Origin of the sequence: Paenibacillus sepulcri (genome assembly GCF_042647105.1) — a bacterium.
Lineage (GTDB): Bacteria > Bacillota > Bacilli > Paenibacillales > Paenibacillaceae > Paenibacillus_Z > Paenibacillus_Z sepulcri.
Genome location: NZ_JBHRUP010000001.1, coordinates 2,567,035 through 2,592,500 on the forward strand (window position 1 = coordinate 2,567,035; position 25,466 = coordinate 2,592,500).

A 25,466-nucleotide genomic window follows, 5' to 3' on the forward strand; every position below is an offset into this window, starting at 1 on the left:
GGGGATGAGACGACTATTATCATTTGACGAAGCTGAAGCTATTCTTAAATACGGTTCCCCGCATTATTCGATGACCGGTCACCGACCGCACTGATCAAGAGAATGATGGCGCTAATGATATGCATAATCATCCCGACAATAGGTATCCATGCAATCAAGGAAGTAACAATTCCCACTATGCTTCCGATCTTCCCTGAACGTTCTCTGAAACAGAAGAACAAGGTAACTAGATGCAGCACAAACATAAAGATCAACGGGGAATAGGACATTGAGATAACGAATATACCCCCGATAATCGGAATTCCCAGACACGCTTCCAAAATGGCGGAAATAAATCGCAAGACCCGTGAAATTTTCATTGGCAGCTTCACCTCCAATCTATGGCGCCATCTCCAGAAACTTGGATGTCGGATTCTTATCTATCGCGGTACGCATGGCATACTCATTCTCGAATAAAGCGACGTAATTATCCTTCTTATCCTTAACCAGCGAAGAGTTGATCCGGAATTTGGAAGGGTCAATCTTGTCATCCACGATCCAGCGGGCAAATTGGAACTGCATCCGGTGAAGCTGAATCTCCACACCGTACTCCGCTCTCATCCGGTATTCAAAAACCTCAAACTGCAGCTGGCCGACCACACCCAGAATCGTTTCGTCAAAACCGCTTGTGGAATGAAAGACCTGAATGGTCCCCTCTTCGGTCAACTGATCGATTCCTTTCTGGTACTGCTTGTGCTTCAATGCGTTCTTGACGGTCACCTTGGCGAAAAGCTCCGGCGAGAAGGTTGGAAGCTCATCGAAGATAATCTCGCTTCCTTGGGAAAGCGAATCTCCAATCCGGAAAATACCGGGATCGAATAGTCCAATAATATCGCCCGGATATGCCGATTCGACAATATCCCGATCCTGAGCCAGAAACTGCTGCGGCTGCGCGAGCTTGATTTCTTTACCCACGCGCGTGTGTCGAACGCTCATTCCGCGCTCGAAGCGGCCGGAGCAGATGCGCAGGAAGGCGATCCGGTCACGGTGAGCCGGGTTCATGTTGGCCTGGATTTTGAACACATATCCGGAAAACTTCTCATTCGTCGGGTCAAGCGGCCCGTCTGTCGTATTGCGAGGCGTCGGGGACGGCGCAAGCTGCAGGAAGTTCTCCAGAAATGTCTGCACACCGAAATTGTTAACTGCACTGCCGAAAAACAGCGGCGTCAGTTCGCCGGCGCGCACTTTCTCAAAGTCGAACTGGTCGCCTGCAACATCCAGCAATTCGAGATCCTGAACGAGCTGGTTATGCAAATAATCGCCGGCCATCTCACGAATGATCGAATCATTGTAATCATCCACTTTGCGCACAGAGATGCTGGAATGATCATCATTGCCCTTGAACAGCTCAACCTGGTTCTTCATCCGGTCATAGACGCCGCAGAGCTCACGCCCCATACCGATCGGCCAGTTCATCGGGACCGCCCGGATACCGAGAACGCGTTCCAGTTCCTCCATCAAGTCAAAGGGGCTTTGGCCTTCGCGGTCCAGCTTGTTGATGAACGTAAAGATCGGAATTCCCCGCTTGCGGCAGACCTGAAACAGCTTGATCGTCTGCGCCTCGACGCCTTTGGCCACGTCGATAAGCATTACTGCGCTGTCCGCGGCAGTCAAGGTCCGGTAGGTGTCCTCACTGAAATCCTGATGGCCCGGGGTATCCAGAATATTGACCCGGTGCCCATTGTAGTCAAATTGCATGACGGAAGAGGTGACGGAAATACCACGCTGCTTCTCGATTTCCATCCAGTCGCTTGTTGCATGACGGCTTGCTTTACGCGCTTTAACCGTTCCGGCAAGACGTATTGCACCACCGAACAGCAGCAGCTTCTCCGTCAAGGTAGTTTTCCCCGCATCCGGGTGGGAGATAATGGCGAAGGTCCGCCGCTTATCCACTTCTTGCTTGATTTCGTCCTTTAAACTTTTACTCATTACCCTGTTCCCTTCGTTTTTACGTAACGCTGCTTGCCTTCAACTAACATATGCAGCAAAGCATCGATCCGTAATATCACATAAGGATATTGGGACCGATGCGAGTGGACTTTTATGGTGAAACTACTATTTGGAGCTTCCCGATATCCAGATGACGTTATCCTCATCCTGGCCGTTTACCGGCCACCAATGATAACCGTCCTCGGCAAGGAGCTTGTCCGTTTGCTCGGGTCCCCATGAACCGGCCGGGTAAAACTGCAGACTGTCGTCATCTTCTCTCCATGCCTCGGCGATCCGGTCAACGAACGACCAGGCCTGGGCCACTTCATCCCAACGGGTGAAGTAAGTCGACTCGCCGCGCGCAGCATCATAGATGAGACGTTCATAAGCCTCCGGCGTATTCAAGCCGACCTGGCAGCTTTGGCAGAACTCCATTGCAACCGGCTGTACAACATTGTCGACGCCCGGTTTTTTGGCATTGATTTTGATGTAGATGCCTTCCATCGGATTAACGCGGATGACGAGCAGGTTTGGTGAAAGATCATGGCGCCGCGCGAACAGAATATTGTCAGGCACGTTTTTGAATTCGATGACGATTTCTGTTGTCTTGACCGGAAGCCGTTTGCCGGTGCGGATGTAGAAGGGCACGCCAGCCCAGCGGAAATTATCCGCAAACACCCTGGCTGCAAAGTAGGTCTCGGTTTTGGATTCCGGATTCACGGAGTCTTCCTGCCGGTACCCGCTCAATGACTTCTCCTTGGCTGAGCCCTCTGAATATTGGCCCCGTATAACATTCTGCTTCACTTCCTCGCCGCTAGCGAAGCGGCGGAGCGAGCGGAATACTTTAACCTTCTCGTCGCGGATATCCTCGGGATGAAGCCTGCTCGGCGGCTCCATGGCAATCATCGCCAGCATTTGCAGCAAATGATTCTGCACCATGTCGCGCAGGGCGCCGGATTTATCATAATAGCCTCCCCGTTCTTCAACGCCGACGGTTTCGGACAATGTAATCTGCACATTGGCGATGTGCTTGTTATTCCAGAGCGGCTCGAAGAACGCGTTGGCAAAGCGGATAACCTCGATATTCTGAACCATTTCCTTGCCCAGGTAGTGGTCAATCCGGAAAATTTCCTCTTCCTTGAACACATGACTGAGCTGCTCGTTCAGCTCGCGGGCAGATTGCAAATCATAACCGAACGGCTTCTCGATAACAAGACGGTTCCATCCCTTGGATTCCAGCAGGCCGCCATCACGCAGATTGAGCGATACCGGTCCAAACAGCTCAGGAGACAAGGCCAGATAGAACAGGCGGTTGCCGGGAATGTCGAATCTGGCGTCAAGCTCTTCCGTCAGGTTGTTCAGCGCCCGGAAGCCGTCCAGATTATTGATGTCGAGCGACATATAGACAAAATGCTGCGCAAATTTCTGCCAAGTCTCATCGTCGCCCTGCTTGTACCGACAAAATTCGCCGATGGAATCATAAACGTCAGTACGAAATTCTTCATTCGTACGTGGTCTGCGGGCCAGCCCCACTACGGCAAAATCCTCGGCCAACTTGCCTTCTTTATATAAGCTGAAGAGCGCAGGAAAAAGCTTCCGCCGCGCTAAATCACCTGTAGCGCCAAACAAATAATAAACCGCGCCCGCTGCGGCAATTGATTCATGGTTGCTCACGTCGGTCATTCCTCATTCTCTCTTATGTATTTTTAAGCAGCAAAGCCGAATTCCTACATCGATCATGTTATGTAGTTTAGCATATCAGAACGAGAGATGCTATTCATCAGCCCATAAAAAAATCTGATCCTAGCCTCAATAAATCCTAATTCCCTGCGGAATAATCACCCGTTATGAGCGGCACTCCGATTACCAGCTCTCCTTCGTCCCCGGACATAGAGTGGACCTGGGCAATCTGCATATTCACACTTTGAGTGCCGCTCATGATTTCCGAGCGCAGCTTCGGGCTCAAGTAGGTGACGCTCCGCGTATTTCCGTCATCATAGGATTCGATTTGCTTGGCAGCAGCAAGCCTGGCGAATGCTTTCGCCGAAGCGCCCGCGGCAGGCATGGCGCGGACGGTAAAGCTCCCCTTTAGCGGAACTTCCTCTTCCACTGCCATCTCCTCGATTTCGGCGGCCGATGCTTTTATGATATCCAATTTGCTGCCTTTATCCGGCTGCAGCAAAATAATTAATTGCACGGGTGCATTCCCGTCCTCTTGGATAGACGCTCCCTCGGACGGATTCTTCTGACGATCCGCCTGTTCCTGATACCAAATCGTAACGGCCGGGTTGTCCGTCCCGCCGCCAATTGATCCTTGATATGCTTCGCCAAGCGGGGAGCTAATGGGGGACATTACTATATGAAGCCTTTCCGCCAAACGATTGGCAGTGTCTGCAGCAGCTTCTCCATCCCAGCGAAATGTCCAGCCCGCCTGCTGCGCCCCCTCTGCGAATTCGCGGTCACCCCATCCCCAGAAGGCAGTGAAATCCGCGAGCAGATGGCTGCTCTCAGAACCATCAGGCTGATTCTGGCTGGCCTGCCATAATCCTGCCGCTGCCGCCAATGTAACGACAATCAGAGCGGCAAAAATGCCTGTCCGGTTTTTCAATCCGGGTCCTTGGTCCTTCTTCGTATGCGTCTTGACTCCCATGAACAAATTCCTCCTTAAGCATCAGCTTCAAAACGCGTCTGGAGTGGGTAAGTAACCATACACATCCGTACCTGGTTGAATACACTGTTGAAAAGCAATCAGGGAGGTATCAATCTAAGGATGGGATTCAGTTTCCCGCTTCATGAGGAGCATGTCAACCGATTTTGCGGAATGCCCGTATGCATTATAACCCACGATGGCAGTCGGCATGTCGGCATTTTGAGCAGATGCGAAGGCGGCAGGGTATATTTAAACGAAAGACCCGACCAAGTGCTGAGCACTTCAGCAGAGTTACAGAGCGGACTCCTGAACGTACCCCATATATCCAAGAAAAAAGGCAAATCCACAAAATTGAAAACAAAGGCCGCAATCCCGCAGACAGCCAAGGCGCAAGTCAAAGCTTTCGGCCCGTACGGTTACGGATATGGCTACAATCCATTTGTTGAATCATTTATTGATTTATCATTGATTGCGTTCTTGTTTCTTCTTATATAAGAATGTCAAGCAGCAGATGAATGGCCAGAAACAGACAGCCCGCGCGCCATCTTGCACAAAAGCCGCGAGGGCTGTCTTCTCTCGCAGGCGCTTAAAATATTCAAATATTCCCGGAGGTGATGGTTCATGATCGATCCTGTGTCATCCATTTCGCGTAATCAGCTTTATGCCGTGCAGCCAGCTATTGAGGCTGATCAATATCCATTTACATATGATGGAGAGACTTCTACTTATAACAGGGGCGGCTCTTTCCATAATAGCAGATCCTTCCAGATTCCGCCTCATGCAGGGAAAACAATGAAGCATGCGGCTGATTTTGCCTCATCGTGGCTGAGACAGAGCTTCGAGCTGAGGGCTGCCGCCAATACGCTGGCTAACAAGAGCACCTCTGCTTTTGAGCAGCGTTCGGTTATTTCTACCGATCCTGATGCCGTAACGGGACAAGCCTCATTCGAAGCAAGTCGGGCCTCCTTCGAGGTTCAGGCACTTGCCATCGCCAAACCGCAGCGTAATACCGGTTACGATCTGACCCGATCAGCGCCATCTATTGTCAGCGCCGGAACCCATACCTTTGTTATAGCTGTTGATGGCCGTCAGCGTGTTATTGCCGTATCGGTCGGCACTTCCAGCAGCAACGCCGCTTCGCTTGGCAAGATACGGGATGCACTCAACAGCGCTAAGTTCGGGATTACCGTGCTGGTTAGGGAAGATACAGCCGAAGGCACCGTCAGACTCGAGGCGGAAGCAGATAAGACAGGTGCGGAATATTCTTTTTCATTGACTGATCTTGGCGGCAGCGCGATTGCGGCAACCGGCATCGGCACTGTTGCGGTCCCCGGAACAAACGCGGAGTACCGTCTGAATGGCGACCAACCCCGGAATTCCCATAGCAACGAAATTCTGCTTCAGGACGGCAAGGCCTCCATTCAGCTCAGAGATACAACCAAGTCTCCTGTGAAGATCAGTATCGGCTACAATGAGAAAGCCATATCTGAGCAGCTGACAGCTTTGTTAAATCAAGCCAACAAGCTTAATTCGGCCTATGACGACGCCTCCGATTATTTGAATAAATCGCTCAAGCAAAGCGTGGATCAGCCATTAAAAGAAGCTGCGTCGGCCCGCATCGGAATCTGGCAATCTGCCACCGGTGAATGGAAATTGAATGAAAAAAAACTCAGTGCGGTTATTGCCGGGCAGCCGGAAGAGGTTCGGCGGATCGTCACCGGGCTGGACGGGATAGCACCGCGGCTGGCCAAGTCTCTGGCCCGCTTCGAGCAGCTGCCCGCCGATGCCTTATTAAGCCCTTCCTCCCCGGAATTCCAATCCTTTATGGCCTATCAGGCCTCCATGCAGTCCTACCTGCAGCTGCAAATGAATGGAGTGCTCGTCAATTCCACCATTTGAAGAGTGAAAAGAACATGCAGGTGGTCCGCCCCCAAGCAGATTATATTAGAGATAAGTACATTAATGAATTTTCACCGTGCGCAGCTCTCGGCGCGCGGTGCGGCGCTGCATGACGGCGGTCGGCCACATGCTGCCCTCAAGCGCCAGCTACAGAAGCAGCACATCAACAAGCGTGCCTGCACGCGGTCCTGACGGTCCGGCCGGAATCCGGATCAGTCCTTCCGCGTCCGGGATGGAAGCCATCATGCTCGACTTTCCGAAGGCAAGCGGATCGGCATGCAGCATTCCCTGATCCACATACAAGCGGGTCCGCACAAACCGCTCATGCGGAGAGCCTTTCTCATAGGAGGCAGCAAGCCTGGCCGTCATGACCTTAGGCAGCGCTGCTTCCCTGGAGGCGCCCTGCATATGCAGAATCGCCGGCCGGACAAATAATTCGAAGCCTACGAAGCAGGCTCCGGGATTGCCTGACAAGGCAAGCAGCAGCTTGCCTTGCACGATGGCTGCGGAAGTCGGGCTTCCCGGGCGCATCGCCACTTTATTGAACAACAGCCTGTCACCTGCCTGTCCGGACCCTTCATTGGAAGGGTCTTTGTCAGGCTCACCGGAGCGAAGGCCGTGCATAACGGCGGCCATGATATCGTAGTCACCCACCGAGACGCCTCCGGTGGTTACCACGATATCGGCTTGGGCAAGCGCCGAAGCAAGCGCTTGGACGACCGTAGTCCGGTCGTCCGCAAGCCTTCCGAGCGGCAGCGCAACCGCGCCGCTCTGCTCCGCCATTGCCGCGACCATGGCGCTGTTGCTGTCGCGGATGCTGCCCGGCGCAAGCGGAGCTGCAACCGGCAGCAGCTCCGCGCCGGTTGCGAGCACCGCGACGCGCGGGCGCGCAAACACCGGCACATTGGCGTAGCCGAATGTGCCGAGCAGAGCCAGATGGCCCGGCCGCAGCAGCGCGCCGGCCTCAGCAAGCAGGCTTCCCCGTCGGAATTCCTCGCCGGGCGGCGCAATGTTCTGACCGGGCGCGGCGGCGCGTTTCACCCGCACCACCGGCTGCCCGCCCTCCCAGGCGTCCTCCGTCTGCTCCAGCATGACGACGGCGTCCGCCCCTTCGGGAACTGCCCCGCCGGTCATGATGCGCACGGCGGTTCCCTGCTCAACGGCCACTGGGGCAAGCTCCCCTGCGGCCACGGCGTAAACCACGCGCAGCGCCGCCGGAGCCTGCGGCGAGGCTTGCGCCGTATCGGCGCTGCGAACGGCGTAACCGTCCAGTCCCGACCGCGCAAAGGGCGGCCAGTCGCAGCTTGCGCGCATCTGCTCCGACAGCCGCCGGCCGGCAGCCCGTTTAAGCGGCACGATTTCGTGCCCGCCAGTCCGGACTGCCTCAAGTACAAGACGCGCCGCTTCATCCACCTTCACCGCGCGCCTGTCAAATCGCGACGATCCCTGCAGGTCCTGCACAATCGTCCTCCTCCTGCTGCTGTCATCCAGGCTAGGCTGTATAATGATGACGCTACCAATTGATTTTGCCATGCATGCGTGCTAACCCTTCAATTGTATCATTACCGGCAGAACCGCTCCATAGCTGGAGCAGAAAAAGGGCTGTCCCCGCATTCGCAATATTATGATAAAGTAATGGTATGACAACTTCTAATTCGAATCCTTCCCGGACCACTTCGGTCTTTGTTTTGCAAATTGTCGGCTTCAAGAACAGCGGCAAAACTACATTAACCGCGGAAATGATCCGGCGCTTCAAGGGGCTTGGCTTCAAAGTCGGCACCGTCAAGCATGATGCCCATCATTTCACGATTGACACGCCGGGCACGGATACGTGGAAGCACCAGCAAGCCGGTGCGGATGTCACAGCTATCAGCTCGCCCGAGCGCAGCGCCATCATGAGAAACAGCCCGGAGCCGCTTCATGGGCTTTTGGCGCAGATGGCCGATATGGATATCGTTTTTGTCGAAGGCTTCAAGCACGAGCTATATCCCAAGCTTGTTCTGCTGAAAGAACCGGAGGATATAAAGCTTCTGCTTACGCTTCATGCCGTAGCGGCGGTCGCAGTTTGGCCGTCATTTTGCATACCAGCTGCGAATTGCGTTGTACCGTCGGATACTCCGCAACCGATTACCGATCATGTTTCCGCCGCCGCGTCATTCTCTCTGGAAGAAGACCGGAAGTTGTTCCAGCTGGAGGATTTAACCGGTATATTTCAATGGATTCATGCTCAATTGATGAAGCATCGTGAGTGAGAGTGAGTGAATACGGGGATGGGGCGATATCCTTGAGAATGGATAAAAGCCGCTTCCCCAACTAAACGGGAACGGCTTCCATGTTTTTCCTCTCATGCGGTCACAGCTTCAATGCGGCACAGTCCATAATTAAATTAATCCGCCAACCCCTGCTTATGCGCATAAATCGCGGCTTGCGTACGATCATCCACACCCAGCTTGGCAAAAATATTCGTCACATGAAATTTGACGGTCTTGATGCCGATAAACAGCGTTTCGGCAATCTCCTGGTTGGACTGTCCTCTGGCTACGCATTTCAATACGTCCATTTCCCGCTCGGTCAGCTGCTCATGCGCAGGGCGCACCGAGTCTGCCTTGGGCTGGCGAAAACGGTTCATCATCTTCGCGGCAACCTGCTGCTCCAGCACTGACTGCCCTCTTGCGGCAGCGCGGATCGCATCGGCGATTTCGTTTGCGCGCGAGGTTTTGAGCAGGTAGCTGAAGGCCCCTGCCTCTATAACCGGATACATTTTGCTGTCGTCCAGATAGCTGGTTAATACAATGACTTTACAGTCGGGATACAGCTCCAGCAGCTTGCGTGTCGTCTCGACCCCGTCCATCCCTTCCATAACCAGATCCATCAGAACAACATCCGGCTTATAGGCCTGGGCCAGACGGATGCCTTCCATGCCGTTGCTCGCTTCACCCACAACTTCGATGCCGTCCTCGGTATTAAGCACAGCAGCCAACCCAATTCTCACCATCTCGTGATCGTCAACAAGCAGCACTTTAATCGGTTGTTCCAATATATCCACTGAATTCGTCGCCTCCATCAAGGTGCGATTCCCCTCTCTTCATTGAACCGTAACCGGAACCTTAATGTCAATATGCACGCCTTGTCCGGGTGCAGAAGTCAGACGTATGGAACCCCCGAGCACATTGACGCGCTCTTCCATCGTCAGCAGCCCGTACGAGGTTTGTTTCTTCGCTTCCAGATCAAATCCGACCCCATTGTCCTGAAAGGTGAGCTGCACATCATTTCCATAACCCTTCAGCCGAATCAGAACCTGCTCTGCCTTGGAATGTCGAAGCGTATTGGATAATGCCTCTTGAGCGATCCGGAACAGATGATCCTCCGCCTCTGAGTCGAGCATAATCGAATCATCCACTTCCAGCGTAATGTGCATCGGCACCTTCTGTTTCAACTCCTCGACCAGACTGTATAAAGCCTGCCCCAGGTTCTTGCCGTCCAGATGAATGGGCCGAAGATGAAGCAGCAGCGCTCTCATCTCGGATTGGGCGACAGATGCCATTTCTTCAATCAGCTGCACCTGGCGTTTCGCCCGCTCCCAATCCTTCTCCAAGGTACGGCTGACCGCCGTTGCCGTCATCGAAATCGCGAATAACTGCTGGCTGACCGCATCATGAAGCTCCCGCGCAAGCCGTTCCCGCTCCTGAATAACAGCCGAGAAGCGGACCTGCTCGGTCCATACTTCCTGATCCTTGGTCATTTCATCCACAGTTCCCGCTTCATGATCTACGGAAGGAAGCGTCACACGCTGCTTCTTCCGCCGCTGCTGATCGGTTAACCGTTTGATAGCGGCCCGCAGTTTAATTCCCTGCAGATAGCTGTAAACCGCAGCAGCAGCAAGTCCAACCCCAATCACGGAAAGACCGATAGCGGCCGCCTTCGTTTGCAGAGCGAACAGCTGCACATAGTTCGTTCCCTGCATGACCAGTACAATCAATCCAAGAATGACGAGCAGCCATATGACTGTCTCGGCGGCATTTCCCCGTTTACCCTGATCCCGGACTCCCTGAGGAATTCCGCCATCATTGCGCAGCATGGATGGAGCTTGACGCTGCCCTTCCGTATTCGCGCTTTCCGGTTTACGTGAATGGCCATCCGGCGGCAAATCCGCAGGCGACTTGTCAGCCATTAAAGGTTGCTCCTCTCTATGTAAAGAGCATAAAGACAAGCCACAGCCGGCGCTTCTTTTTGAAGCCCCGACTGCAGGTTTGTTTATGCTTATTCTTCTGTAACACTTGCTTTCTCAAGCGATGGCGAGGATGAAGAAGGGTTCAGCTTGTTTTTAAGCGCCTGCAGCTGCTCTTCCACCTTCAATTGTTTCGAAGGATCCACGATCCCGGCAGAAGTGCTGCTGCCGTGCGTGCTGAATGGAACGCGCATTACATCGGCTTCCGCTTCCAGCTGCATAATTTTCTCTTCCATCCGGCCAAAGCCGCGCGATGCATTACCGCTTTCGATGGAATGAACGGTTGTTACCTGCGCCATTTGCTTCTTGGCTTTCGCCATTTGAGCGCGGGCCGCCAGTTCATTGCGTTTGTTGCGAAGCTGGTAGAACTCATCCTTCATGCCGTGCAGCTGCTGCATGAGCTCTTCTGCCTGCGCTTTTGCCCCGGCATGCATTTCACCATATTCCGTTACTTTTTGATCGAAGAAAATTTTCTCTTCCAGCAGCTTGCGTGCAAGCTCTTCCTGTTCGGCGCGAATGGCCGTTTCAGCTTTTGCCTCCCGGTCTGCCGCGCTGCGGACTGCTTCGTCCAGGCGCTGTTTCATGCGGCGCTCGTTGGCCATTTGCTTGGCGACGGTCAGCTCTGCCTGATGAATCTCGGCCTCCATATCCCGCAGATACTGATTCAGCATCACCACCGGATCCTCCATTTTATCCAAAAGCTCATGCATCGATGCCTTCGTCATATCTTTCATACGTTTAAATATACTCATTTTTAAAACTCTCCCTTCTCTTGCTTGGCTAGTTTGGCTTTCAGTTCGTCAATTTCACGGCGCAGCGCCTTGATTTCCAGCTCTTCCATCATCGCATCCAGATTGGATGCAGGCTGCCCCTGCTGCCAGTTGGCAGAACCGCGTTGGGGACCGGATGGAGGTATGTTCGGGTTCGGGTTTGTATTCGTATAAGAACCGTTATATCCCGGGCCTTGGCCTGGATTGGAGTAGTAGCCTCCACCATTATTCCAGCCACCGTTATTGTAGTTCCCGCTGCCATAACCGCCTGGACCGGGACCGAATCCGCCTGGGCCAAATCCATTATAGGGGATAGGCTCCTTGGGAACGACCAGACCGGCTAATATATAAACAACAATTAAAGCGCCGCTTGTAAACACAGTCAGGACAATCAGAAGAATCCGCAGCAGTGTCGCATCAACATTGAGCATCTCGGCGATGCCGCCGCATAATCCGAAGAGCTTCTTGTCCCGTCGCGACCGATACAGTTTCTTCATGACGATTTCCATCCTTCCTGCTGTAATTTGCGTTTCAGCTGTTCCATTTCCCGCTCGATGGCCGACTGGATCGTAGAGCCCGCTTCAGAGAGAAATTCTGCCCCGGCCCGGCGTATTTCACGCAGGCTTTTAGCTTCCAGCTCCATATCGGTGATGCGGTCCTCCAGCCTGCGGAACATGCCTGATGGCTGCTGCCCGGGAGCGGCTGCTGTAGGGCCTCCGGCATAGCGGGCATTCATCCGCTGCTGCAGTCGAAGCGACTCCATCCTTGCGGCGTAATACTCACGTTTATCGTAGACAGCCTGATACTCGCTGCGCAGCTCACGCAGCTGCTGCTCAAGGTCCTGAATGTTGTTAAGAGTCTGTTCATACAATTCGCGATACTGCAGGGCGCGTTCTTCGCTTCCCGCTTTATCCTGCAGCGCAATGCGCGCTACCTGTTCTTCGCCGGCCTTCAGAGCGATAATCGCTTGCTGCTCCCGTTTTTCCTTCATTTGCTCGGCTTGCAGCCATTGGTTTTTCAGGTGGTTCCCGTGCCCCATATATTGTTGATACAGCCGCTCGGCCTGGATGATCTCTTCACGCGTCGACCATAGAAATTGATCGATCAGCTTGACCGGATCTTCCGCTTTCTCCAGCCGCTCATTTAATGTCGCGACTGTCAAGTCACGAACCCTGCGAATAATACTCATCGGTATACCTCCTTAGTCCCGTTGTTCTTGCTTCCTTGCTGACAGCGCATGTATTTAAACACGTTTCTCACGTTTGAAAATGGATACGCCCCATACGATCAAGCCGATCGCCAGCAAAAGCGTAATCAGGCCCATCATTTTGCCAAGCAGCATGAATGCTCCAACTACAATCAGAATGCCGCCGATCACCTTGCTGTCGTTCTTCAAACCGACAACGCCCAACCCGATCAGTATGAATGGCATCAGGAATCCGATAATTCCTCCGAGATGAATACCGAAAAAATTCATTGCCACCAGACCGCCAACAATAACGAGTATAACACCAAGCGCCGATTTTCCGTTCATTGTTTGTGTCACCGCCTTTCGACCTTTTTTATATTTTTGTATTCGTTGATACCTCGCTGCGCTTGAATTTGTTTCACCGCTTTGCTTATGTACTCATTGTAGGTTATTTTCAGGGGTTTCAAAACGGACCCGCGACGGTTTTTGTTCCTAGACCTCAGTCGGGGATACGCCCCACCCGCGGACCGAAAACGGCTCACTTTTCAACTAAACAGCCTTTAAATCTGGGTTTTCATGCATAAGCCGAGCTTCTTAAATGGAAAGTAAACAAAAGTCGTTTGCCGGCAATTGCTGCAATTGATGGTCGGTGCGGTAATGATGGCATATACATTATAACTGATATGCTCTTAACATTTGATAATCAGTAAAAACCCGTGTCTCAAAGGGACACGGGCTGGATAGCTGGACCAAACAGTTATTCCCAGAAAGCCTTTTCTCGCTCGTATTTCTCGCTCGTATTTCAGGAAGGGCATGATCGGCTCGCATGAATTACTATTTCCCAGCCAGGAAGGCATCGAACTGCTCCTGCTTGGCTATGATGATTTTATCAACACCTGCCGCTTTCAATGCGGCCATATATTCCGGCATTACCTTGTCAATGTCAACGGATCCGGTTTCCAACGCTTTCTTATACTGCTTATCGACGTTTGCGATAGCGCCTACCTCGGACTTCACCTCCGCGCTGTCGAATACAAATCCAAGAGCAGGCGACGATTTGGCATTCCTATTAAACTCACGGAATTTTTCCCATTTGTCCGGGTCCTCCGAATCCCACACATAGTTCAGGAACTGGTTTCCAAGCTCCCAGGCTACGCCAGGCGCATACTGCTGGGAATTGGCAGAGGACGTAATAATTTCGCCATTGCGCGTATAATGATCTCCTTCGATGCCAAAGTTGATCAGATTGACGAGCTCCTTATCTGTGTGCAGCAGATTAATAAACATCATCGCGCGCGCCGGGTCCTTGGAGGTCGAGGAAATGGCCAGCATCGAGCCCGCCGTTTCGTCCGTGGACACCGTTTTGCCCGTCAGGGTGATTTGATCCAATTTGCCGGACAGTCCGGCCGCATTGGCTATTTCCGCCGCTTTGCCCGGCTTTATCGGTTCAACGGTAGAGAATACATTGCCGGCTTTATAGGCGTCTCCACTGGCGAGCTGTGTTGTCGCGGCATCGCTGTTCACATAACCCTTTACATAGAAATCGCGGGCCACCTTCAAATAACGTTTGTAGATGTCCAGCTCCTGTTCCATCCGTACTGTGGCATCATCCGAGCTCTTAATGATCGCCCCTGGGATCGTACTGTCACCGAGGAAATCGGTTTCGGCGAAAAAATGGGAAGTGAACAGGCCGCCGGTCGTATACAGCGGAATCATATCCGGCTTCTTTTCTTTGACCACTTTATAAATCGCATCCAGATCTTCAGCTGTTTTTACCGCACTCATATTCAGCCCCAGTTCATCCGCGATATCCTTGCGGTATACAATCCCGCCTGCCGCGGCAAGCTCCTTGTTCGTTGGAATCCCGTAATTCTTCCCTTTGATTTTGGAGCCCTCCAGAAATGCCGGGTCTAACGATTCCAAGATACCCTTGCCATATTCCTGCAGCAGATCATCCGCTGCCAGGTAGGCGCCCTTGGCCACATTCTTGGCGTATCCGTTCCATGCTGCAGTGAATAGTACATCCACCGGCTCGCGGGAAGCGATCATCAGGTTCATTTTATCGTCCCATGCCCCCCAATCAATCGGCATCAGATCGATTGTCGCATTGATTTTGACCTTCAGCAGCTTATTCATGGCCTCTTCCACTTTCTTCTCATCCGGCTGAGGCGGTCCTTCATAAACCACCTTCAGCTCATAGGGCTCCAAATCCGATGCAGGGGCCGCTGCGTTATCTTCTTTGCCTGCTGCATTATTACTGCTTATGGTTTCATTTGCCGGCTTATTTCCTCCGCTGTTATCGTTACCCCCATTATTGCTTGCTCCCCCGCACGCTGTGAGTATCAGAATGATGGCTAAAATCAATATACCTGTCAACGATATTTTACTTTTCGTCTGTTTCATGAGCGGATATACCTCCTTGAACTTTTTTATAGGCTAATCCGGCACCGCCGGTTGCAGCTGAATGGATTAATTGCTCTTATCAATAAATAGCCGAGTCGCTCCGGATTCATTTGAAGCGCATTCACCCTTTTACCGCTCCAACCGTCAGTCCTTTAATAAAATATTTCTGGAAAAACGGATAAGCCAGCACAATCGGCCCTACCCCGATGATCGCCATTGCCATGCGTACCGTCTCACTCGGAAAATTCATCATGCCGCCTGCCTTGGCAATCTCTGCAGCAGCTGTAGGATTGCTCGCCAGATACTGGATATTAGCCATCATTTTATATAACAAATACTGCACCGAGATATTCTCATTATTGGTGATGAACACCAGGCTAAGAAACCAGTCATTCCAATAGTTCAGCGTTTGAAACAGGGCGACCGTGGCAAGCACCGGCAGTGATAACGGCATCACAATTTGAATGAAGATCCTCATCTCGCCCGCCCCGTCGATCTTGGCGGATTCCAGAACGGCAGCAGGAATGGTGGTCTGAAAGAAAGTCCTGACAATAAGCACGAAAAAAGCGGATACGATAAGCGGCATGATTAACGACCATAATGTATCCTTCAAATCCAGCATTTGCACATACACCAGATACCACGGAACCAGCCCGCCGGAGAAGAGCATCGTGAAGAATACAAAGAAGGTGAAAAATTTGGCATGGGGGAAATTCGTTCTGGAGATGGGGTATGCATATAAAGCGATAATGAGCATGCTCAATATCGTTCCGATCACGGTGACCGAGATCGTAATCCCGTAAGAATGAACAATTTGATGAATATCCCGCATAAGGAACTTATAGGCGCTCATATCAAATTGCTCCGGGATGAATTTATAGCCTTCACGAACAACGGACTGCTCATTGGAGAAGGACACCGAGATGATCAGAAGCAGCGGAATAATACATAGGAATGAATAAATAACGAAGAACAGATTAATTCCCCATGATGCCGCAGCCGGCAGTCTATTTTGCGGATTGGACATGGACGGGAGGTTTGCTTTTACAGCTTCCATTCATTTCACTCCTTGGAGACTAGAATAAAGCATTGTCGCTATTAAACCTGCGGACGATCCAGTTGGCCAGAAAGACCAGCACAAACCCTACAACCGACTGCAGCAGTCCCGCCGCAGAAGAGAGCCCAATGTCGCCAACCGTGAGGAAAGTCCGGTATACATAGGTATCGATAACATTGGTAACCGGGAAAAGCACGCCCGAATCTCTTGTCACCTGGAAGAACAATCCAAAGTCCGCATTGAAGATCCTCCCGACCTGAAGCAGCGTCATAATTGTGAGAATCGGCATAATGAGCGGAATCGTAATGCCTGTCATCTGCTGCCACTTGCCTGCTCCGTCAATCGTAGCGGCTTCATAGTATTCATCGTCAATGCCGATAATGGCGGCCATATAGATGACGGTATAATAGCCTATCCCTTTCCACAGATTGACGAGCGGCAGAATGAAAGGCCATACCTCTTTGGTGAAATACCACCGTATGGGATCAAGACCAAGCGCCGGCAGCAGTGTCCCGTTTAAATAGCCATGCTCATCGCTCATAAATCCGAATACCAGGTATGCAATTATAATGTAAGAAAGAAAGTAAGGCAGAAACATAATGGTTTGATGCACCTTGGAGAAGAACCGGTTCTTCATTTCGTTCAGCATAATGGCGAAAGCAACCGGAAAAATCAGGTTCAGCACAATAAACAGGGAATTATAGAGAAGCGTATTGCGTGTAATGATCCAGGCATCCGAGGTTTTGAACAAATATTGAAAATTGGTCAGTCCCGACCAAGGACTGTTCAGGATCCCGTCGGTATAATTAACCGTCTTGAATGCGATAATAATGCCGAACATGGGAATGTAATTATTCAGTACGAGAAGAACAATTGCCGGCAGCATCATCAGATAAAACATCCAGAACTTTCTGATCGTTCGAAACAGAGTGAATTTCCGGACTGTCACACGTCCCGAACTGTAAGCGTTATCAATTACCTCCGGGGTTGCTGCACCTTCCACCGTCTTCATCCTCCTTCTCTTTCTTGATAATTCCATCATAATAAAAAACGATGCCGCGCTCTATCGGCATCGTGACTTGATTAACGCTGTGGTGACCTCTTACTGCACATCCTGATATTTCTTGCGGTATTCCTGCGGTGTGAGTCCGGTTGTTTTCTTGAACAGTTTGGAAAAATGCGAAAAATTGCAGTAACCGACTGACATCGCAATATCGCTGATTTTATGATTGGTTTGTTTCAGCTCAGACTTCGCTTTGGATAAACGCAATTCAACCATGTAATCCGTCAGGGATTGACTGGTTTCCTTCCGAAACAATCTCGACAGATAAGCGGGGTTCAGATATACATGCCTGGCAATCATTTCCCTGTTTAGATCCTTATCCAGATTAAATTCGATGAACTGCTGAACCTTCACAATAGTGTTCGATACCTCTTTTCCCTGAGTGAATAAATAATCCGCAGCTTCATCGATGAATTGCAAGCTCCATGCTTTCATGGTGACCAGCGTCTTCATGGCCGGCTCGCCATCTTTCCAATCCCCATGGGGATACACATCCGAAGGTGCCAGCTGCTTCTTCTGCAGCAGCTGAAACACCATCGTTACGAGACTGTAATAGTAATTGACCATGTAATTATGATCCACCTGCTCATTCCTCAGACACTCAAACAGCTCGATAACCCTTAGCCTGACGTCCTGCTTTTTGCCCTGCTCAATCAATACCGCCCAATCCTGGAAGCTTGGCACCGGTACCGTTAAGCTTTTGGGCTTGGTAAACGCCTCCAGACGTAATACACGGCCTGTCTGACCAACATTGCATCTTTCCATCTCCAATAAAAGCTGTGTGCCGAAGCGCAAATCACCAATCATCACCGGTTCCCCGATATAGCAGGACACCACCCCATACAAATATTTGCTGCATTTTTGAATATATTCCTCACTTCGGGCGTTCAGCTCAGCAGTATGGCTTTCATCCGGGGCATACAGCAGCACAAAAATCAAACCGTTCCGATCGCTGATGACATGCCCGCACCAGTCCTTCAGCAAAATCTCGGCTGCTGCATTCTTCAATGCATAAGCCATAATCTCCTCATCCTGCGCATTCCATTCCTGTTTCCATTCTTCCACACTGATCAGCATGGGCTGAATCCTCTTGCTCATATCCAGCTTCAACCTGTAAAGAGCGAACAAGGGCTCGAGCTTGCCGGCAGTGGCGGGGATCCGCATACTCAGCACATCCTGCCAGAGACGCTCAATCAGAAAAGGAAGCTGTCTGTTCCACTGCTCATAATAAACCTCATACGTTTTATGAAGGGATTCCTTCTGAGCCTGTTCGCGGACACTCTCTATTGCTTTACCCACACTATCCCTCAATAGCTCATGATCTATAGGCTTGAGCAAATAGTTAAAACTGCTCAGCTGAATCGCCTGCTGGGCGTACAGGAAATCGGCATGTCCAGTTAGGAAAAGAGTCGCCGTATCCGGTGAATGCTCATTGACCCAGGTGAGCAGGTCAATTCCGTTCTCATTAGGCATATCAATGTCCGAAATCAGAACATGAATCGGATATTTGGCGAATATCTGCCGTGCTTCTTCCGCATCGTAGGCCTTATAAATATTCAGGATGGGAAGAGCCGACCAGTCAATCCCCTCCACAATCCCCCGAATGGCAATTTCCTCATCGTCAACGACCAACAGATTGAACATCGTCATCCTCCTCGTGCTCTGCTTCTGAATCCATAGCCTGAAGGGGCAGCCTGATTCGTACGGCAGCCCCTCCGCTCGCCGACATATTGTCAAATGCAATATCCGCTTCGCCATGATAGCGCAGCTTGAGCCGCTGGATGACATTGAGAATGCCGAGCCTGCTTGTTTCCGCCTGGGGAAGTACTCCATCGCCGTTAAGCTGCTCCAACACATCATCGGGGAAACCAACGCCGTTATCCTCGACTACAATCGACACGAATCGATTCCCCCCATCAAATACGATGCAGCCTGTCAATTGAATGAAGAATGGCTCCTTCCGGTTGACAAAGCCATGGATAATGGCATTTTCTACAAAAGGCTGGAGGGATAATGCCGGCAGAGTGACCGATTTCAGGCGTTCCGGAATATCGTAACTGCAGTAGAGCTTGTTCGGAAACCGAAACTTTTGAATTTCGATATAGCTCTCAATATGCTTCAGCTCTTCCTCCAGACGAATAGAATCCTGATTTATCCTCATTATGAAGCGGAAATAATCCGCCAGATGGAGCGACATCTTCTTCACCGAGTCATAATCCTTCAACGCGGCGAAATTATAAATTATATTCAGGCTGTTCATATAGAAATGGGGATTGATTTGGGCCTGCAGCTGCTTCAGTTCCATTCGCTGCGCCCGGATTTGTTCTTCATACATTCCAATCTTCAGCAGCTTGATCTGCTGCGCCATATTATTGAAGGTATTGGCCAGAAATACAAATTCTATCGTTTCATTCGTGTGCAGGCGGACGTCAAGAATACCAAGCGACAGCTTTTTCATTCCCTTGATGAGCTGATGGAGCGGATTAAAAATCATTTGCCGGATAAATAGCAGATACAAAACTAACACCAGGATGAAACCGAACGCCATTATATAAGCAGCCTTCTGAAAATAAGGCAGTCCCTGCAGCATATAGCTCTCCGGTATAATGATGCTGATCGTCATATCGGCGACTTTACTGGATCGTTCTATAACCATATATTTCTGGCCGTCAACTTTATTTTTAATAATCTGATAAGGCTTGCTCAGCAGCATCATATCGTTGAGCGGGACCTTAGGGTTCGGGTTTGCCAGCGATTTGGCCAATTGAGTGCCATTGCGGCGGTAAATGGCACTCTCCCCGATGTCCCCGTGATCCCATTGAATCGACAACAAATCCAGCAAATCGGCAATATTGATAATAGCCCCTACATACAGGCCATCAGTAACCTGGAACACTTTGACGAGAAAATCACGCCCTGGCACCAGATCGTCCTCCCAAAGCATCCACTGGCTGACCTCCCCAGGCTTCTGCATGGCAACAATGCGTGCGGTATTATTTTTTAAAACCTGCTGTGTGCTCGTGTAAGGTCCGGAAGTGCTAAAAATGATATCGCTTTCATGAAATAGAAAGACAGTGTCAATCGGTTTGTAAAATCCGATATCCCGGTTAAGCTTATTTAAAATTCTGATCTTCGTCAGTACGTAATTATCGCTTCCATAGGGAAAGGACATAAGCAGACCGGCATCGGAATCCAATACGGCGAGCTTCTTCAAATAATCGTCTACCTCTAGCAGGCTTCGATCGGTTTGGCTGACGAAAATATTGAGGGTATTCTGATACGTTTCCGATACCTTGTCACGGACGATGTTTTTGGCATACCAATTATTGATGACCAAAAAGGCGACAACCGGCAGCATAACCGCAAAAAAGCTGATAATTAATTGGGTCTTTACAGAGCGTCTCAGCGTGGCCCATCCCCTTAGCTCCTAATTAGTGTAAGTCTATCAGGAGGGAATCGGTTAAGCAATAAAGAGTTCGCGGTTAGAACTGTGCGGGGCGTCAAAAAACGGAGGATCTACGGGAGAGTTTTTTACCCGATCGTTTCATTTTTACCGTAAATACGATCGGTTTGTCTTTTATTGTGTGATTGACACGTCTCTCTTATACCCCATAAAATAAGATAAACAATCGGGCTTAAAGGGAGAGACTAAAAATTCGAAAAGGTGAAAAAACAAAGCAGTATGTAATCGAGAAGACTTCTCTTTTACTTAATCAACGCGGCTATTTATCCACCTCTCTGGCTGAAATAACAGATGCTACCGGCTTGCAAAAGGGAGGATTATATAATCATTTCAGAGATAAGGAAGACCTGATGATTGAATCGTTCAAACACTGCTGCATCCTGGTTAATGAACGCGTAGAGTCAGCGATCGCATCTGAAATGACATCGATCGACCAGCTCCTTGCCTTTACAGAGCTTTACTGCAACCTGGATTTTCCCGGCGGATGTCCGATAACCAATGCGGCTGTCGAAGCGGATGCCGTATCAGCTCCCCTGTATCACCATGCACAGGAGGCTATGAAAGGATTATTGATTCGGCTTGAAGAGATTATCGTCACAGGTATAACCAAGAGTGAGATTCGACCAGACGTTAATCCACAAGATACCGCATTAGTCATCCTCTCGGCAATTGAGGGGGGCCTTCTGATGAAAAAGCTCTTTCCTTCCTCTACTTCAATGACAGCGGTCAAGAATCAGCTCGTTCGGTATATAAGTTGTGATTTGAAATAATCGTACGCCAAATGATCAAACAGCTCCGGACAATGATTCAACCATTAAGCTTTCGGGTTAAAGCCAAGTCCACTCATGAAGATGGGTACATCAAATTCTTCTGTACAAGAAAAAGAATTCGTACCCATCCATGATAACGGAACGGACATTATAATTGATGATACACGGGATCCGAAAATCGTTTCACTCGCCTCAGATCGCTCTTTACTGGCAAGACGGCTCTGTTTTTTAGTTCAGCCTGCTTTTAAGAGTACGGCTCCAAATATTCCAGAACACTGCCATCCGGATGCTTAACAACGATGAGCGTTCCTACAGGATTGGATATTGGACCACGGAGAATAGATACCCCATTTTCAGCAAAGAAATTCTGAAAGTCTTTAAGCGAATCCACATAGAGAATATTATGAATATCCGATACAAATGATAATGCTTCATCGGTACCTGCAACAAGAACAAATTGGCCTACTACAGAGAATTCAAGATTAATTTCAGGCGCATTCCAACGTTTTTCACAGGATTTACCGACTAATTTTTCATAATAAGGCAATGCATCATCCCATGTTATTCAAATGAACAGTGACGAATATTTCATTGATTTTCAAAATTACATCTCCCCAAAATACCTCAGCGATTATGTTATATCCTAAGATTCAATTCAAAGTACGTTTCAATAATCAATCCGCTATTTCCGATACCTTTTCCCATGCCACAACCTCATCGATTCTTTTGCTCAACGAATCGCGAATGCCATATGACGCCAATGATCCGACCGGGAAATGAAGGGGCGGTTTCTCGCTGTTGATCATGGTGATTATTGCTTTTACCGCTTTATCCTGCTTCCCTTTTTCCAAGGCATCATAACCTTTGTAGAATGCCTCATATACAGGAGCGTATTCCGGTTTTGACTCGCTCAGCTTTCTTGAACTTCCCATAAATTCTGTTTCGAATACACCTGGTTCTACAATCGTTGTTTTGATGCCAAATGCCGCAAGCTCGTCAGCCATTGCTTTTGAAAAACCTTCTACTGCAAACTTGGATGCAGCGTACATGCTGAATGCAGGGACTGCCCAGACTCCAAAGATGGATGAGATATTGACATAATGCCCTGACTTTTGCTTCTTAAAAATAGGGAGTGTTTCACGAATCACATCAATCATACCAAAAACATTTACATCAAATTGATCTCTAATTTGCTCATCCGTGTATTCTTCAAGCATGCCGAAAAGTCCATATCCCGCATTATTGACAACAATATCGATTTTTCCGAAAACCTCCAAAGCCTCTGCGACCGCAGATTGAATCTGACCTTTTTTAGTCACATCCAGTGCCGCAATATGGACATTCTCAGGTGATTTTTCCTTCAAATCAGCAATTGAATCAATATTACGTGCAGTCGCGACAATTTTATCACCCGAATTGATCAATTGCTCCACAAACTCACGACCGAATCCTGTGGAGGTTCCTGTAATAAACCATACCTTACTCATGAAAATCTCTCCTTTTTTGTTTTTTACTGATACCAGTCTTATATTGATTAGAAATATACATTTCAAAATCAATTAAAGACAGACCGTTCGTTTTTTTATTATATTCATTGCAAGCAGTTAAGTCAATATCTGCTGCAGATAAATAAAATAACCACTATCAAAGAATGGATTGGCCGGATTCATGCAAAACGTATTTGAAATCTATACAAAAACTTGATCGTTAACGAAATCCGAGAGTGTTTGACGCAGCAAAGGAACTTCTCCTTGTAACACATGCTGGTAAAATTTATAATAAATTTTGTTGGTCAACTGGCAGTAAGTCTTCCATAACATTTCTAGAATACTCCCACTATCGAGCATTCTCAAACGCGAATTAATCCAGCCCTTTCTCTCAGCATTTACTTAATAATTACATCACGGTACGACTAATAAACTTCTTGAATTCCTTTGAGTACGCCTCTTTAGGATCTCGTACACACCGATTTGTATGCACCAAAAGGAACTCTCTGCTCACACAAAGAATTAATCCCAGGAGAATGACGTTTGTCCTGATCCCAGTAAGGATTAATCAGCTAATTTGACATACTTACGGTAAAGGGAACGTTTTCAGAAACCGGGTATGCAATACTCCCCAACCAGTAAGTCGCAATACATTTTTGTCTTATGGCCTTAATTAAGAAGTATTATAATAGTGCGTGGGTTCATCAGATATAATTTCAAAAAGCTGAAGGGAGGACTATTGTATGTTTGAAAATAAGGAAATACTGGAGGAAACAATCGGATAATTTAGCCGAAATTAAGTTGAGCATTCATTATGAAATAATTAATCAGTTATTTTATTATAAACGTGAGAACTTGCAATAAAGTCTGCCGGTACCTATCCATCTTCGTTAATTCCATTCTTATGGACATGCCTAAATTTCCAACAAAAAAAGTCTAAAGGATAATCTCCTTTAGACTTTGTAATATTCAATATGGTGCCGGCGAGAGGACTCGAACCTCCACGGTTTCCCTCACGATTTTGAGTCGCGCGCGTCTGCCATTCCGCCACGCCGGCATGGACATGGCGTGCCCTAAGAGATTCGAACTCCCGACCTTTTGATTCGTAGTCAAACGCTCTATCCAGCTGAGCTAAGGGCACATCAATTATAAAACAATGGTGGAGGCGCCACCCAGATTCGAACTGGGGGTAGAGCTTTTGCAGAGCTCTGCCTTACCACTTGGCTATGGCGCCAAAAAAAATGGAGCGGAAGACGGGAATCGAACCCGCGACCCTCGCCTTGGCAAGGCGATGCTCTACCGCTGAGCCACTTCCGCATATAAATGGCTGGGGATTCAGGGATCGAACCTGAGAATGACGGAGTCAAAGTCCGTTGCCTTACCGCTTGGCTAATCCCCAACATTTTCTTTTCTTTTTTTTGGATAAAAATGGGGCGGACGAGGGGAATTGAACCCCCGAATGTCGGATCCACAAACCGATGCGTTAACCACTTCGCCACGACCGCCACGGTATTAAGTTTTGGCAGGGGCAGCAGGAATTGAACCCACACTAACGGTTTTGGAGACCGCTGTTCTACCTTTAAACTATGCCCCTAAGGTAAACTGGTGGAGGATGATGGATTCGAACCACCGAACTCGTAAGAGAGCAGATTTACAGTCTGCCGCGTTTAGCCACTTCGCTAATCCTCCATGAGTGGTGCCGTCGAGAGGACTTGAACCCCCAACCTACTGATTACAAGTCAGTTGCTCTACCAATTGAGCTACAACGGCATATTCAATTCTTTAAAGAATGGTGGCTCGGGACGGAATCGAACCGCCGACACGAGGATTTTCAGTCCTCTGCTCTACCGACTGAGCTACCGAGCCATCTGGTGTAAATGGCGGAGCTGACGGGATTCGAACCCGCGGTCTCCTGCGTGACAGGCAGGCATGTTGGGCCACTACACCACAGCTCCACAATATGGATCTCGGATGACTCCGAAGGTAAAGTTGGTTGCGGGGGCAGGATTTGAACCTGCGGCCTTCGGGTTATGAGCCCGACGAGCTACCGGGCTGCTCCACCCCGCGTCAATATAATACTGCTTATGCAGTTAATGGTGGAGGCTGACGGGATCGAACCGCCGACCCTCTGCTTGTAAGGCAGATGCTCTCCCAGCTGAGCTAAGCCTCCATAATGCGCGACATTTAATACTATACATCATATTAAGTGTGCTTTGCAAGTCTTAATTCTAAGTTTTTGTAAAAATAATTTGGTGACCCGTAGGGGAATCGAACCCCTGTTACCTCCGTGAAAGGGAGGTGTCTTAACCGCTTGACCAACGGGCCATGATAAGATTTCTCATCGATCAGTATGTAATATTGAGTAATAATGATGAGATTATGGCGGAGAGAGAGGGATTCGAACCCTCGAGACACGGTTAGCGCCTACACGATTTCCAATCGTGCTCCTTCGACCACTCGGACACCTCTCCATATGGCTCCCCGAACAGGACTCGAACCTGTGACAACTCGATTAACAG

Annotated in this window: 21 protein-coding genes, 16 tRNA genes and 1 pseudogene (1 of these 38 running past the window's edge); 4 read left to right on the top strand and 34 right to left on the bottom strand. The window is 49.6% G+C overall.

Annotated elements, in window-relative coordinates; genetic code table 11:
• Positions 1-44: 44 nt before the first annotated feature.
• From ACFOLF_RS11390 to ACFOLF_RS11405, 4 genes are all read right to left on the bottom strand, one after another.
• Positions 45-359 (bottom strand): hypothetical protein, encoded by a 315-nt coding sequence (locus ACFOLF_RS11390; RefSeq protein ID WP_210038125.1) that lies wholly within the window; start codon positions 357-359, stop codon positions 45-47.
• 19 nt (positions 360-378) lie between these two features.
• Positions 379-1,968, bottom strand: coding sequence for a peptide chain release factor 3 (locus ACFOLF_RS11395; protein ID WP_210038124.1), 1,590 nt, complete (start codon positions 1,966-1,968; stop codon positions 379-381).
• Between the two features lie 126 nt (positions 1,969-2,094).
• A complete protein-coding gene (gene zwf, locus ACFOLF_RS11400) occupies positions 2,095-3,651 on the bottom strand; it encodes a glucose-6-phosphate dehydrogenase (RefSeq protein WP_210038123.1) in 1,557 nt (518 codons plus the stop codon).
• 136 nt (positions 3,652-3,787) lie between these two features.
• A complete protein-coding gene (locus ACFOLF_RS11405) occupies positions 3,788-4,618 on the bottom strand; it encodes a YwmB family TATA-box binding protein (RefSeq protein ID WP_210038122.1) in 831 nt (276 codons plus the stop codon).
• A gap of 621 nt (positions 4,619-5,239) precedes the next feature.
• On the opposite strand from ACFOLF_RS11405, the gene ACFOLF_RS11410 reads away from it, so the two are divergent.
• Positions 5,240-6,517: a hypothetical protein gene (locus ACFOLF_RS11410; protein ID WP_210038121.1), complete on the top strand. Its 1,278-nt coding sequence runs from the start codon at positions 5,240-5,242 to the stop codon at positions 6,515-6,517.
• A gap of 147 nt (positions 6,518-6,664) precedes the next feature.
• On the opposite strand, the gene ACFOLF_RS11415 is transcribed toward ACFOLF_RS11410, so the two are convergent.
• The gene (locus ACFOLF_RS11415; protein WP_210038120.1) at positions 6,665-8,050 is read right to left on the bottom strand and encodes a molybdopterin molybdotransferase MoeA; all 1,386 of its coding nucleotides are present in this window, start codon (positions 8,048-8,050) and stop codon (positions 6,665-6,667) included.
• Between the two features lie 107 nt (positions 8,051-8,157).
• On the opposite strand from ACFOLF_RS11415, the gene mobB reads away from it, so the two are divergent.
• A complete protein-coding gene (gene mobB / locus ACFOLF_RS11420; protein WP_210038119.1) occupies positions 8,158-8,769 on the top strand; it encodes a molybdopterin-guanine dinucleotide biosynthesis protein B in 612 nt (203 codons plus the stop codon).
• A gap of 134 nt (positions 8,770-8,903) precedes the next feature.
• Here mobB and ACFOLF_RS11425 read toward each other — a convergent pair whose 3' ends face one another.
• From ACFOLF_RS11425 to ACFOLF_RS11475, 11 genes are all read right to left on the bottom strand, one after another.
• Entirely contained in the window at positions 8,904-9,581 is a 678-nt protein-coding gene (locus tag ACFOLF_RS11425) for a response regulator (RefSeq protein WP_210038118.1), read from the bottom strand.
• 21 nt (positions 9,582-9,602) lie between these two features.
• Positions 9,603-10,688, bottom strand: a complete 1,086-nt coding sequence (locus tag ACFOLF_RS11430; protein ID WP_379113911.1) for a sensor histidine kinase — start codon at positions 10,686-10,688, stop codon at positions 9,603-9,605.
• Between the two features lie 89 nt (positions 10,689-10,777).
• Positions 10,778-11,497 carry a PspA/IM30 family protein gene (locus tag ACFOLF_RS11435; protein WP_210038117.1) on the bottom strand — a complete coding sequence of 240 codons (720 nt, stop codon included), beginning with the start codon at positions 11,495-11,497 and terminating at the stop codon, positions 10,778-10,780.
• 2 nt (positions 11,498-11,499) lie between these two features.
• On the bottom strand, positions 11,500-12,012 hold the full coding sequence (locus ACFOLF_RS11440) for a PspC domain-containing protein (protein ID WP_210038116.1): 513 nt from the start codon (positions 12,010-12,012) through the stop codon (positions 11,500-11,502).
• A complete protein-coding gene (locus tag ACFOLF_RS11445; RefSeq protein WP_210038115.1) occupies positions 12,009-12,704 on the bottom strand; it encodes a PspA/IM30 family protein in 696 nt (231 codons plus the stop codon). The genes ACFOLF_RS11440 and ACFOLF_RS11445 overlap by 4 nt, the downstream gene beginning before the upstream one ends.
• A 54-nt stretch (positions 12,705-12,758) precedes the next feature.
• Entirely contained in the window at positions 12,759-13,049 is a 291-nt protein-coding gene (locus tag ACFOLF_RS11450) for a LiaF transmembrane domain-containing protein (RefSeq protein ID WP_210038114.1), read from the bottom strand.
• A gap of 489 nt (positions 13,050-13,538) precedes the next feature.
• A complete protein-coding gene (locus ACFOLF_RS11455; RefSeq protein WP_210038113.1) occupies positions 13,539-15,107 on the bottom strand; it encodes an ABC transporter substrate-binding protein in 1,569 nt (522 codons plus the stop codon).
• Positions 15,108-15,228: 121 nt separating this feature from the next.
• A complete protein-coding gene (locus tag ACFOLF_RS11460; RefSeq protein ID WP_379113909.1) occupies positions 15,229-16,164 on the bottom strand; it encodes a carbohydrate ABC transporter permease in 936 nt (311 codons plus the stop codon).
• Between the two features lie 19 nt (positions 16,165-16,183).
• On the bottom strand, positions 16,184-17,167 hold the full coding sequence (locus ACFOLF_RS11465) for an ABC transporter permease (RefSeq protein ID WP_379113907.1): 984 nt from the start codon (positions 17,165-17,167) through the stop codon (positions 16,184-16,186).
• Positions 17,168-17,266: 99 nt separating this feature from the next.
• A complete protein-coding gene (locus tag ACFOLF_RS11470) occupies positions 17,267-18,871 on the bottom strand; it encodes a response regulator transcription factor (protein WP_210038111.1) in 1,605 nt (534 codons plus the stop codon).
• On the bottom strand, positions 18,849-20,564 hold the full coding sequence (locus tag ACFOLF_RS11475) for a sensor histidine kinase (RefSeq protein WP_379113905.1): 1,716 nt from the start codon (positions 20,562-20,564) through the stop codon (positions 18,849-18,851). Before ACFOLF_RS11475 ends, ACFOLF_RS11470 begins: the two co-directional genes overlap by 23 nt.
• A gap of 350 nt (positions 20,565-20,914) precedes the next feature.
• Here ACFOLF_RS11475 and ACFOLF_RS11480 point away from each other — a divergent pair.
• Together ACFOLF_RS11480 and ACFOLF_RS11485 are read left to right on the top strand one after the other, a co-directional pair.
• Positions 20,915-21,034: pseudogene (locus tag ACFOLF_RS11480) on the top strand (TetR/AcrR family transcriptional regulator); the annotation flags it as partial.
• A gap of 6 nt (positions 21,035-21,040) precedes the next feature.
• Complete coding sequence (locus ACFOLF_RS11485; protein WP_379113903.1) at positions 21,041-21,460, top strand: TetR family transcriptional regulator C-terminal domain-containing protein; 420 nt, start codon at positions 21,041-21,043, stop codon at positions 21,458-21,460.
• 244 nt (positions 21,461-21,704) lie between these two features.
• Here the strand turns inward: ACFOLF_RS11485 and ACFOLF_RS11490 are convergent, their stop codons facing one another.
• The 18 genes from ACFOLF_RS11490 to ACFOLF_RS11575 form a co-directional block, all read right to left on the bottom strand.
• On the bottom strand, positions 21,705-22,007 hold the full coding sequence (locus ACFOLF_RS11490; RefSeq protein ID WP_210038109.1) for a hypothetical protein: 303 nt from the start codon (positions 22,005-22,007) through the stop codon (positions 21,705-21,707).
• A gap of 127 nt (positions 22,008-22,134) precedes the next feature.
• Complete coding sequence (locus tag ACFOLF_RS11495; protein ID WP_210038108.1) at positions 22,135-22,947, bottom strand: SDR family NAD(P)-dependent oxidoreductase; 813 nt, start codon at positions 22,945-22,947, stop codon at positions 22,135-22,137.
• Between the two features lie 975 nt (positions 22,948-23,922).
• Positions 23,923-24,004 (bottom strand) — tRNA-Leu (locus ACFOLF_RS11500).
• A gap of 7 nt (positions 24,005-24,011) precedes the next feature.
• Positions 24,012-24,088 (bottom strand) — tRNA-Arg (locus ACFOLF_RS11505).
• Between the two features lie 19 nt (positions 24,089-24,107).
• A tRNA-Cys gene (locus ACFOLF_RS11510) sits at positions 24,108-24,181 on the bottom strand.
• Between the two features lie 8 nt (positions 24,182-24,189).
• Positions 24,190-24,264, bottom strand: a tRNA-Gly gene (locus tag ACFOLF_RS11515).
• A 7-nt stretch (positions 24,265-24,271) separates the two neighbouring features.
• Positions 24,272-24,346 (bottom strand) — tRNA-Gln (locus ACFOLF_RS11520).
• 30 nt (positions 24,347-24,376) lie between these two features.
• Positions 24,377-24,452: transfer RNA gene (locus tag ACFOLF_RS11525), tRNA-His, on the bottom strand.
• A 15-nt stretch (positions 24,453-24,467) separates the two neighbouring features.
• Positions 24,468-24,541 (bottom strand) — tRNA-Trp (locus ACFOLF_RS11530).
• A 9-nt stretch (positions 24,542-24,550) separates the two neighbouring features.
• Positions 24,551-24,636 (bottom strand) — tRNA-Tyr (locus tag ACFOLF_RS11535).
• A gap of 5 nt (positions 24,637-24,641) precedes the next feature.
• Positions 24,642-24,717: transfer RNA gene (locus ACFOLF_RS11540), tRNA-Thr, on the bottom strand.
• 20 nt (positions 24,718-24,737) lie between these two features.
• Positions 24,738-24,813 (bottom strand) — tRNA-Phe (locus ACFOLF_RS11545).
• Between the two features lie 12 nt (positions 24,814-24,825).
• Positions 24,826-24,902, bottom strand: a tRNA-Asp gene (locus ACFOLF_RS11550).
• 35 nt (positions 24,903-24,937) lie between these two features.
• Positions 24,938-25,014, bottom strand: a tRNA-Met gene (locus ACFOLF_RS11555).
• A gap of 27 nt (positions 25,015-25,041) precedes the next feature.
• Positions 25,042-25,117: transfer RNA gene (locus tag ACFOLF_RS11560), tRNA-Val, on the bottom strand.
• An 80-nt stretch (positions 25,118-25,197) separates the two neighbouring features.
• Positions 25,198-25,272 (bottom strand) — tRNA-Glu (locus ACFOLF_RS11565).
• Positions 25,273-25,327: 55 nt separating this feature from the next.
• Positions 25,328-25,418, bottom strand: a tRNA-Ser gene (locus tag ACFOLF_RS11570).
• Between the two features lie 3 nt (positions 25,419-25,421).
• Positions 25,422-25,466, bottom strand: a tRNA-Asn gene (locus ACFOLF_RS11575); it runs 31 nt beyond the window's last position.

Coding starts and splice junctions, on each gene's coding strand:
- ACFOLF_RS11460 (WP_379113909.1), bottom strand. CDS start 16,164: ATGGAAGCTGTAAAAGCAAACCTCCCGTCCATGTCCAATCCGCAAAAT.
- ACFOLF_RS11455 (WP_210038113.1), bottom strand. CDS start 15,107: ATGAAACAGACGAAAAGTAAAATATCGTTGACAGGTATATTGATTTTA.
- ACFOLF_RS11390 (WP_210038125.1), bottom strand. CDS start 359: ATGAAAATTTCACGGGTCTTGCGATTTATTTCCGCCATTTTGGAAGCG.
- mobB (WP_210038119.1), top strand. CDS start 8,158: ATGACAACTTCTAATTCGAATCCTTCCCGGACCACTTCGGTCTTTGTT.
- ACFOLF_RS11440 (WP_210038116.1), bottom strand. CDS start 12,012: ATGAAGAAACTGTATCGGTCGCGACGGGACAAGAAGCTCTTCGGATTA.
- ACFOLF_RS11410 (WP_210038121.1), top strand. CDS start 5,240: ATGATCGATCCTGTGTCATCCATTTCGCGTAATCAGCTTTATGCCGTG.
- ACFOLF_RS11450 (WP_210038114.1), bottom strand. CDS start 13,049: ATGAACGGAAAATCGGCGCTTGGTGTTATACTCGTTATTGTTGGCGGT.
- ACFOLF_RS11425 (WP_210038118.1), bottom strand. CDS start 9,581: ATGGAGGCGACGAATTCAGTGGATATATTGGAACAACCGATTAAAGTG.
- ACFOLF_RS11435 (WP_210038117.1), bottom strand. CDS start 11,497: ATGAGTATATTTAAACGTATGAAAGATATGACGAAGGCATCGATGCAT.
- ACFOLF_RS11405 (WP_210038122.1), bottom strand. CDS start 4,618: ATGGGAGTCAAGACGCATACGAAGAAGGACCAAGGACCCGGATTGAAA.
- ACFOLF_RS11485 (WP_379113903.1), top strand. CDS start 21,041: ATGATTGAATCGTTCAAACACTGCTGCATCCTGGTTAATGAACGCGTA.
- ACFOLF_RS11445 (WP_210038115.1), bottom strand. CDS start 12,704: ATGAGTATTATTCGCAGGGTTCGTGACTTGACAGTCGCGACATTAAAT.
- ACFOLF_RS11430 (WP_379113911.1), bottom strand. CDS start 10,688: ATGGCTGACAAGTCGCCTGCGGATTTGCCGCCGGATGGCCATTCACGT.
- ACFOLF_RS11470 (WP_210038111.1), bottom strand. CDS start 18,871: ATGTTCAATCTGTTGGTCGTTGACGATGAGGAAATTGCCATTCGGGGG.
- ACFOLF_RS11415 (WP_210038120.1), bottom strand. CDS start 8,050: ATGGCAAAATCAATTGGTAGCGTCATCATTATACAGCCTAGCCTGGAT.
- ACFOLF_RS11495 (WP_210038108.1), bottom strand. CDS start 22,947: ATGAGTAAGGTATGGTTTATTACAGGAACCTCCACAGGATTCGGTCGT.
- zwf (WP_210038123.1), bottom strand. CDS start 3,651: ATGACCGACGTGAGCAACCATGAATCAATTGCCGCAGCGGGCGCGGTT.
- ACFOLF_RS11395 (WP_210038124.1), bottom strand. CDS start 1,968: ATGAGTAAAAGTTTAAAGGACGAAATCAAGCAAGAAGTGGATAAGCGG.